At 52.5% G+C, this 379-nt stretch carries 1 protein-coding gene; it reads left to right on the top strand.

Translation table 11 applies throughout. The annotated features are described in order from the left end of the window. A partial coding sequence (locus tag AAC854_RS23280) for an HK97 family phage prohead protease (RefSeq protein ID WP_340619153.1) occupies window positions 1–379 on the top strand: 379 nt, incomplete at both ends.

The raw sequence follows: 379 nt of genomic DNA, 5'->3' as shown, positions 1-379 counted from the left end.
GAATGAGAAAGGCAGCTTACCCGCGCTGCTCTGGCAGCACCGGATGGACGAACCCATCGGTATTTATACCGAGATGAAAGAAGACGAGACCGGGCTGTATCTCAAGGGGCGACTGCTGATTGAGGATGATCCGCTGGCGAAACGGGCGCATGCCCATATGAAAGCTGGTTCCCTGTCGGGGTTGTCCATCGGCTATATCCTGAAAGACTGGGAATATGACCGGACAAAAGAGGCGTTTTTACTCAAAGATCTCGATTTATGGGAAGTAAGTCTGGTGACCTTTCCCGCTAACGATGAAGCGCGGGTGAGTGAGGTGAAGTCGGCCTTTGCCCGCGGTGAAATACCTTCTCCAAAAAGTATTGAGCGAGTCCTGCGTGAT

This window comes from Xenorhabdus entomophaga (assembly GCF_037996725.1).
Taxonomy (GTDB): Bacteria; Pseudomonadota; Gammaproteobacteria; order Enterobacterales; family Enterobacteriaceae; genus Xenorhabdus; species Xenorhabdus khoisanae.
The sequence above is the reverse complement of the archived record's forward strand: the minus strand, read 5'-3'. Positions and strand labels throughout refer to the sequence as shown.